This window comes from Rhodopirellula sp. JB055, assembly GCF_043100905.1.
Classification (GTDB): Bacteria; Planctomycetota; Planctomycetia; order Pirellulales; family Pirellulaceae; genus Rhodopirellula.
On the sequence record NZ_JBICHO010000205.1, the window covers coordinates 1 to 7,768 of the forward strand.

The 7,768-nt window shown below is 57.5% G+C and carries 4 protein-coding genes and 2 pseudogenes; 2 read left to right on the forward strand and 4 right to left on the reverse strand.

Going from position 1 to position 7,768, the window contains the following annotated elements; translation table 11 throughout:
• Positions 1-855 (forward strand): annotated as a pseudogene (locus tag ACF8AM_RS08380) (hypothetical protein); the annotation flags it as partial.
• A 52-nt stretch (positions 856-907) separates the two neighbouring features.
• Here the strand turns inward: ACF8AM_RS08380 and ACF8AM_RS08385 are convergent.
• The 3 genes from ACF8AM_RS08385 to tilS form a co-directional block, all read right to left on the reverse strand.
• The gene (locus ACF8AM_RS08385; RefSeq protein WP_392555199.1) at positions 908-3,226 is read right to left on the reverse strand and encodes an ABC transporter permease subunit/CPBP intramembrane protease; all 2,319 of its coding nucleotides are present in this window, start codon (positions 3,224-3,226) and stop codon (positions 908-910) included.
• Positions 3,226-4,044, reverse strand: a complete 819-nt coding sequence (locus ACF8AM_RS08390) for an ATP-binding cassette domain-containing protein (RefSeq protein WP_392555200.1) — start codon at positions 4,042-4,044, stop codon at positions 3,226-3,228. Before ACF8AM_RS08390 ends, ACF8AM_RS08385 begins: the two co-directional genes overlap by 1 nt.
• Positions 4,045-4,245: 201 nt before the next feature.
• Entirely contained in the window at positions 4,246-5,430 is a 1,185-nt protein-coding gene (gene tilS, locus ACF8AM_RS08395) for a tRNA lysidine(34) synthetase TilS (RefSeq protein ID WP_392555201.1), read from the reverse strand.
• A 349-nt stretch (positions 5,431-5,779) separates the two neighbouring features.
• Here tilS and rny point away from each other — a divergent pair, with 349 nt between their 5' ends.
• Positions 5,780-7,348 carry a ribonuclease Y gene (gene rny / locus ACF8AM_RS08400; RefSeq protein ID WP_392555202.1) on the forward strand — a complete coding sequence of 523 codons (1,569 nt, stop codon included), beginning with the start codon at positions 5,780-5,782 and terminating at the stop codon, positions 7,346-7,348.
• 13 nt (positions 7,349-7,361) lie between these two features.
• Here rny and ACF8AM_RS08405 read toward each other — a convergent pair.
• Positions 7,362-7,768 (reverse strand): annotated as a pseudogene (locus tag ACF8AM_RS08405) (Gnt-II system L-idonate transporter); the annotation flags it as partial.

Sequence of the window (7,768 nt, forward strand, 5' to 3'; positions counted from 1 at the left end):
GACGAGGGGCAACCGCGGACCAGCGTTGCTTTGCGAACCTGTGTGTTGATTGCTCCTCTTGCGTGGTTGTCTGGCTTTCATCCGGCATTCTTCAAACTGTGCTATGTAGCAACGTTTCATGGTGCCGCCAAGCTCTCTCAAGTGCCCAAGCAAGGCGGAACGGGGATGGGTGGTTTGGATTGGATGTTGGATCTCAGTAGCGCACGGATCGAGAACATCGACTTGGCGAAGATGACCGAGTTCCTACCGCATCGTTTGGTCGGCAAAGGGTCGTTGCAGTTGAACCGCTGCCAAATTGTTCCCGGCGGCGTGGTGGATGTTGACGGTGTGATCCAGGTTTCTCGAGGTTGGATCTCTGCGTCCCTGTTGCCGCGTTTCGCGGAAGACTTGGGATGCCAGTTGACCGCAGCGGTTGCAGACGACTTTCCGTTCGATTTGCTGGCCATTGATTTTGATTTGTATGACGGCAAGCTCACCATGGAAGGTTTGTGCAACAGCCAACGTGGGTTTGAGAAGATGCCACCTGGAACGATGCTGTGCGCCGGCGGTCAACCGATCGTGCGGACCGGTCCGCAACAGATTGCCGCGACTCAATTGATGCGACTGTTCGCGGCGCCACACAGCGTGTCGGTGCCGGTTTCTGGTCAAACACTTGAGATGCTTTGGCTGTTGCAACCGCCACGCGGTCCATTGACGTTGAATGATTCCATCGGTGGCATCCCTGGGACGCCGCCCGTGGATGAATCAGGTTTGCCCACCAACCATGAAGCACCGCGAGTGTCCGGTCGCATCAGCGGTTTCCAATCGGCTCCTGCCGCCACGGGCACGTCGTCGCAACCGCGTGGTTCTTGGTAGGCAAGCCGACGGGATGGGACGCTGGAGGAGCCAACGTCGAGTGAGTCAACAATCATTGAGTCGCCGGTGAAAGCTGCTTCAAAGATGGGTCGGTCACGTTGCTGCCCAGGGCGACTCGATCGGCCAGTGCATCGTTGCTGTTGATCGGATCCGATTCCTGCGTGATGCGGTGGATTCCCGCCACACAACCGGCTGAAACGATGAAGCAACAGGCGGTCCAGAAAGGATGGTAAGCCGGTCCATTGGCAGTGTCTTGAATCAGTTCATTCAAGATTGGCAGATCCAGTTCCGTGACGCGTTGCAGCGACACCGACATGGCGTTGTTGCAGAAGTGAATTGCGATGCCAGGCAACACGCTTCCGGTTCGAAGTGCGATCCAGCCGAGCAGCAATCCCATGAACGTCGCTGAGATGGATTGTTGAAGCACACCGTGTGAGATGCCAAACATCAACGCGGTGACCAAGACGGCTCGCAGTGGATGGCCGCCGCGGACCAGTCCACCGAAGATGAATCCGCGGAACGTGAGTTCTTCGCAGATCGCGGGTACAAACGCCATCAGCAGAATCACGGATGTCCAAGGGGCGGAGGCGATTTGTTGAGTGAACGGCAGCATCGCTTCCACGGCTTGGTCGCTCAGTGGGTACATCGTGCTGATCCATCCTGCCAGTTGAATGTACAGCGGATGAAGCATGACACAGAGCACGCCGACGACGGGCCAAATTCGCCAGTTCGGAAGATTGAGTCGAAGGCTGGTTCGCAAGGACGTGGTGAGCATGACGGACATCAACAACGTCGGCGCCAAGATCAATCCGAGTTGCGGGATCAGGACCAGCGTCGCGATTCCAGTGAACGTGGTTGGCATTTCGGTCACGGCGAGTTTGCCGAAAAACAGTCCCACCAGCACAACCGCTCCGCATCCAAAGGCGACGGCGGGAGTGGCCGCCAATTGTCGATCACGCCAAAGGTGTCGGAACCACGCCCCGAGTTCCCATTGATCGCCATCGCCAAACAGAACGGATTCTGATTCGAACTGACGGCGAGCCCATTGCACGGCGAGCCAGAGGCAAATGCCGGTCACGAGCGCGACGGTTGGGACGTACGTCAAAGCTTCGATCATGTGCCCCTCGACCAGTGTTCTGACGAGCAAGAACATGCCGGTGACCGGGATCAAACTGGTTCCCAGGCTCAGCGTTGTGCCCGGCAACATCGGCAGCAGCACCAATGGCAGCGTCAGCATCATCAGCGGCATCAAGTAATACTGGCCTTCTTTGCTGCTGCGTGCCATGGCGGCGACGGCGAGTGCCAAAGCACTGAACAAGGCGGACAGGGGGATCAACGCGACGAACAACCACAGCATCGGGATCAAGGGGGGTGTTCCCATGGAACCGCCGCCTGGACCGATCGCGATTTGATTGAATACGAAGGTGCTGGTGACCAACATGGAACAAGCGTTGAGGATGGCAGTCATCATGCTGAACGACATCACCGCGCCAAGTTTGCCCCAAACGATCTCACTTCGAAGCGTGGGGCTGCACAGCAGCGTTTCCAGCGTTCCGCGTTCCTTTTCACCGGCGACCAAATCGATCGCGGGATAGAACGCACCGGTCATTGCCCAGATCAGCATGATGAACGGCAGGAGTTTGCTCCAAAACGCAGCTTCGCGTGTTCGTTCAGGAGCGATGTCAACGTCGCGGACTTGGAACGGATCCAAGACTGAAAGTTCCATCCCAGCCGATGACAGGCGATTGCGAACCCAGGTCCCACGCCAATGATTCAAAATCGAGGCCATGCGTTCTCGCGCGACCAAGGACTGATCGGAAGCGACGTTGTAGAACAGACCGATGGTGCCTTGTTGGTTGGCCTGCGTTGGGATGGCGTCTGAGAGTGGTGTTTCAAAACAAATCACACAGTCATAGATGCCGTCGCGAACCCAGGTTTCACTTCGCTCGCTCAAGTCACCCGTGCGTTCCAATTCGCTGGTTCGGTAAGTCGTCACGTTGACGTTCTGAACCGCTTCGGAGACCGCGTCGGCGAATCGATATTGCGGCAAGGCTTTTTCAGGCGGTTCGGCTTCCTCGTTTTCCTTTTCCACCAGCAGCGGAGGGATGTCGCCTGTCGCTGCCGCCTCGACATGTTCCATTCCGATCACGCAAACCGAGATCGGATGTTGTTGCGTGAACTGGGCGATCTGCAGCAGCAGCATTCCGACGATGGGATACAGCAAGATCGGCAGGACGATGATAGTGAACAGTGTTCGCCGGTCTCGCAGTTGATCGCGCATTTCGCGAGCGTAGATCAGCCCGATGGTTTCCAATCGTGGCCGGTTGGCTTTGGCGGCCCGTTCGCGTTTTTGTTGGGACGTTTCGCTCATCAAACTGCCTCCGTGCTAGCGAGCACTTGGTCGCTGTCTTGGTCGTTTCGAAATGTTGAGTGTTGGGTGTGGGCTTCGGCGGTCTCGTGTTCGCTGAGCAGTGAGAAGAAGAGTTCTTCGAAGTTGTCTTCTTCGTGGCGGTCGACCAGTTCATCTAGGGTGCCGGAGTCCAGGATGCGTCCGCGGTGCATGATTGCAATTCGGTCACACAAGCGTTCGACCTCACTCATGATGTGAGTGGAAAAGATCAGGCACTTCCCTGCCTCTCGCAATTCGCGAATGACTTCCAACAGATTGCGGGCAACCAGCACATCAAGTCCGAGGGTGGCTTCGTCAAAAACGAGCACCGGTGGGTCGTGCACCAGAGCTCTTGCGATCGACACCTTTTGCTGCATGCCCGTGGACATTTTGCTGCCCGGCACATCGCGGAACTCGTTCATCCGAAGTTGAGTGAATAGTTTTTCGAGTCGGTCGTTCAGTTCGTCGCGTCGCATGCCGTGAAGGCGACCGAAATAGCCAACCATTTCCCAGGCTGTCATGCGGTCGTAAATGGCCGTGTTGTTGCTGACGAAGCCGATTCGGCGGCGGACTTCGGCGGGTTCGTGCGACACATCGTAGCCATTGATCGTCGCGATCCCAGAACTGGGACGCAGCACCGTGGAAAGGATCCGCAGGACGGTGGTTTTGCCAGCACCGTTGGGGCCGAGCAGTCCAAAAATTTCTCCCGGTTGGACACAAAAGGAAATGTGGTCAACGGCCAAGAAACGCCCCCGGCGAAGGTCCTCGTAGGCCTTCGTCAGGTGTTGGACATGAATCATGAGGTATCAGCCAGGCTCGGATGCAAACGGTCATTCAGCGGTCCGCGGTGCAAGCACGCGGGTTCCTTTGAGAACCGTAACTCTCAGCAGCGTGCCAGGCAGGATTCCAGAGGCTGAATGAGGGCAGCAGAAGTCAAACCGACGACGTGATGAGCCAGTTGAGGGGATTGATTCGGTCGAACGGATTGTGTCGATGATTCGTCAGGGAGCGAATCGTTGGCCTCGCAAGATCAGGCGTTCGGTTTCGTTGCGAACGGAAATTCCGCCTGGGAACGGACCGGTGTGGTTCGTTGCATCAGCGTTTTTCGTGTGCGCGGCGGTCATGGTTGGGGCGGTCGTGATTGCTGAACTGGCCAGCGACGCCAATCGTTGCCAGTGTTCCATGGTCATGGCGCCCCGAGGCCAACCCACTTGGTCCCAAGCCAGTTGGCTTGCCGCGACGATGATCGGACGCTCCGTCATCCATCCTTGGTCGCTTGCCGGTTCGCCGTTTACCCGTTCGTTGTTTGGTGAGTGGCGTTCGGCGGAATTTGCCTGTCGTGATGGGTGGATGATCCACTGGTCATCGTCGAACGTCGAGTAGATTTCAAGCCAACGTTGCGCCAAGCGGCGGATCATCTCGTTGGTTTCTCTTTGCAGTTGAGAGGCACGCTGCATCGCTTCGACCGCGCTCGGATAGCGGTCCTCGATCAGCGGCAACACATCGTGTCGAAGCCAGTTGCGGGTGTAGTGGGTGAGTTTGTTGCTGGCGTCTTCTCGCCATGTTTGTCCGATTTCACGAAGACCCGCTCGCAACGTTTCTCGCCGGACTGGCAGAAGCGGTCGTCGAAGGACCAAGTCCGTGTCCAAGTCAGACGTTTCAGCGATGCCAGCCAGTCCCAATGGGCCTGTGCCACGAATGAAGTGGTGGAGGGTCGTTTCGGCTTGATCGTCCGCGGAATGAGCCACGGCCACGTAGCGACAGCCGTGTTGCCGGGCGGCTCGAATGAAAAATTCGCGACGGATTTGGCGTAACGTGCGTTCATCACTGGCCGGGGGTGAAGGAGTGTTCTCGTTCGGCTTGGCAACGCGATGGATCACGACGGGCAATTGCAGTTGGTTGCCGAGTTCACGCACGAAGGCTTCATCGGCGTCGGATTCATCCCCGCGAAGGCCGTGGTTGCAGTGGGCCACGATCAGCGGGGCGGCAGCGCGTGCGTGGCTTGGGGAATCAGCGTTGGTCGCAGCGGGAACTTCCGCCCAGAGTTCTGCGAGCAAACGGACCAGCGCGACGCTGTCCGCGCCTCCACTGCATCCCACCAAGGTCGCAACATCGCAGGACCGCCCGTGCCGGTTGGGCCACGTCGTCCGAATCGTTTCCTGCAGAGATCGCCAGTGAGCAGTCACGTTGAAACCGAGGGCACGTTGAAACGGGAGGGATCGTTGGGGTTGAAAGAATGCAAGTGACCAATCATTTGATGGTTGGGGGCGTCCGAGGGGCTCGTGTCCGTTTCCTGCGTCAGTTGGGTCGGTTACACTCGCGATTCCGTCTTAACACCACCGCTTTCAATCCCGTGCTTTGCATCGGACGTTTTGCTCATGTGGCTGATAATTTATCTGCTGTTCACTCGCTTTGCGACAGTTGGCGTTCTCGTTGCCAGCCCCAAATCGCTGCGATCATGTGTGAAGCAAGGCGTCTTGCACCCCCTCAACGATCGGTGCGCGCCAGGGATGAACAAGCGGCTTCGAGAATCTAATGAATCCGCAACTCGCCACCACGATCCTCTATTGCCTCTTCTTCTTTTTCCTTGGCATTGCCGCTGTTTTGGGTTTGATTCAGCGTCAGGCCGTCAAACGCCGAGAAAGGCTTGACGCTGAAGCCGAAGCGGTGCTCGAAACCGCTCGGCGAGAAGCAGAAACACGAGGAAATCAAATCATCGTCGACGCTCGCGAACAAGCATTGGCTATCAAGGCCGAGGCGGATCGCGAGGTGGCGGCGATGCGCGAAAAGGAACAAATTCGCGATCGGAAACTGGACGCTCGGGAAGACCAGTTGGCGTCCGGTCAAGAGTCCTTGCGGAAAGCCCAACGCGGTTTGGAGAGCAGCCAGACACGCCTCGCCGCCCAAATGCGGAACCTGACCGAGCAACGTGCCGAACTGGATCGTTTGGTCCAAGAGAGTCAGCGAGCACTCGAACAGGTCAGCGGAATGACGGAAGAGCAAGCCGCTGAGAAATTGCTGCATTCGATTCGGCAAGATTTGGAACATGAAATTGGTTCGATGGTGCTGAAGCATCAACGTGAATTGGGCCGGCGTGTCGATTCGCAGGCTCGTGAAATGTTGTTGACAGCGATGCAGCGTTACGCGTCGGTCCACACAGCGGACACGACGACCAGCACCGTGGGGGTGCCAACGGATGACATGAAAGGCCGAATCATCGGCCGCGAAGGACGCAACATTCGTGCCTTTGAAAAAGCCACGGGCGTGGATCTGATCATCGATGACACCCCAGGGGTGGTTGTGGTCAGCGGGTTTGATCCCGTCCGCCGCGAGGTCGCTCGGATGTCACTCGAAAAACTGATCGCGGACGGTCGAATTCATCCGTCGAAAATCGAAGAAACGGTTGAGCAGGCGGGAAAAGAAATTCAGTCGTTCATTTTGCAAAAGGGGCAGGAAGCCGCGAGCGAAGTCAACGTGTCGGGGCTTCATGATCGCGTGATCGAAATGCTCGGACGATTGCACTTCCGAACCTCGTACAGCCAAAACGTGTTGCGGCACAGTGTCGAAGTCGCGTTCTTGTCCGGCATGATGGCCGAAATGATTGGCTTGGACGGCGAGTTGGCTCGACGTTGTGGGTTGCTGCACGATATCGGGAAAGCCGCTGATCACGAACTGGAAGGAGGCCATCCCAAAATCGGTGCCGACCTTCTACGTCGCAGCAAAGAGAACGACGAAGTCGTGCATGCCGCCAAGGGCCACCACGATGAAATCGTGACCGAGTTCCCTTACACGATGTTGGTGGCGACCGCGGACGCTTGCAGCGCGTCGCGGCCGGGGGCTCGTCGTGAATCACTGGAGCGTTACGTCAAACGCATGGAAGAGTTGGAGTCGATCGCTCAGCGGTTTGACGGCGTGCAACAGGCCTACGCGATTTCGGCGGGCCGTGAATTGCGAGTGATGGTTGGCAGCCAGCAGGTCAGCGATGAGCGAGCCGCCGCGATCTGCCGTGACATCGCTTCCACGTTTGAAAAGGAACTGACCTACCCCGGTGAAATCAAAGTCACCGTGGTCCGCGAAGCCCGTTTCACCAACACGGCCAAGTAAGGCCATCGTACGGTTAGCTTGCCATTGGGACGACTTGGCTGAGGATGATCGTGGTGACCAATCCGCCGATCGACAGGGTTGCCAGCAGTGGTGTCCAGCTTCGTAGGGATTCGCCTTCGGTTAGTCCACCCATCTTGGTGAACACCCAAAAACCGCTGTCGTTCATCCAGCTTCCCATCAGCGATCCACTGCCAACTGCGGTCGCCACGTAGACCAAGTGGAACGGAGGTTGTTGTCCGCCCAAGATCGCGGCCATCATTCCGGCACCGATGATCATGGCGACGGTGCTGCTGCCTTGGGCAACTTTCAAGACGGCGGAAATCGACCAGGCCAGCAACAAAATCGCGAGTCCGGCGGCCTCGCGGCCTTCAAAGAATTGTTGGATGGTATCAGCGATGTTGGTTGCGCTGAGCATCGCAC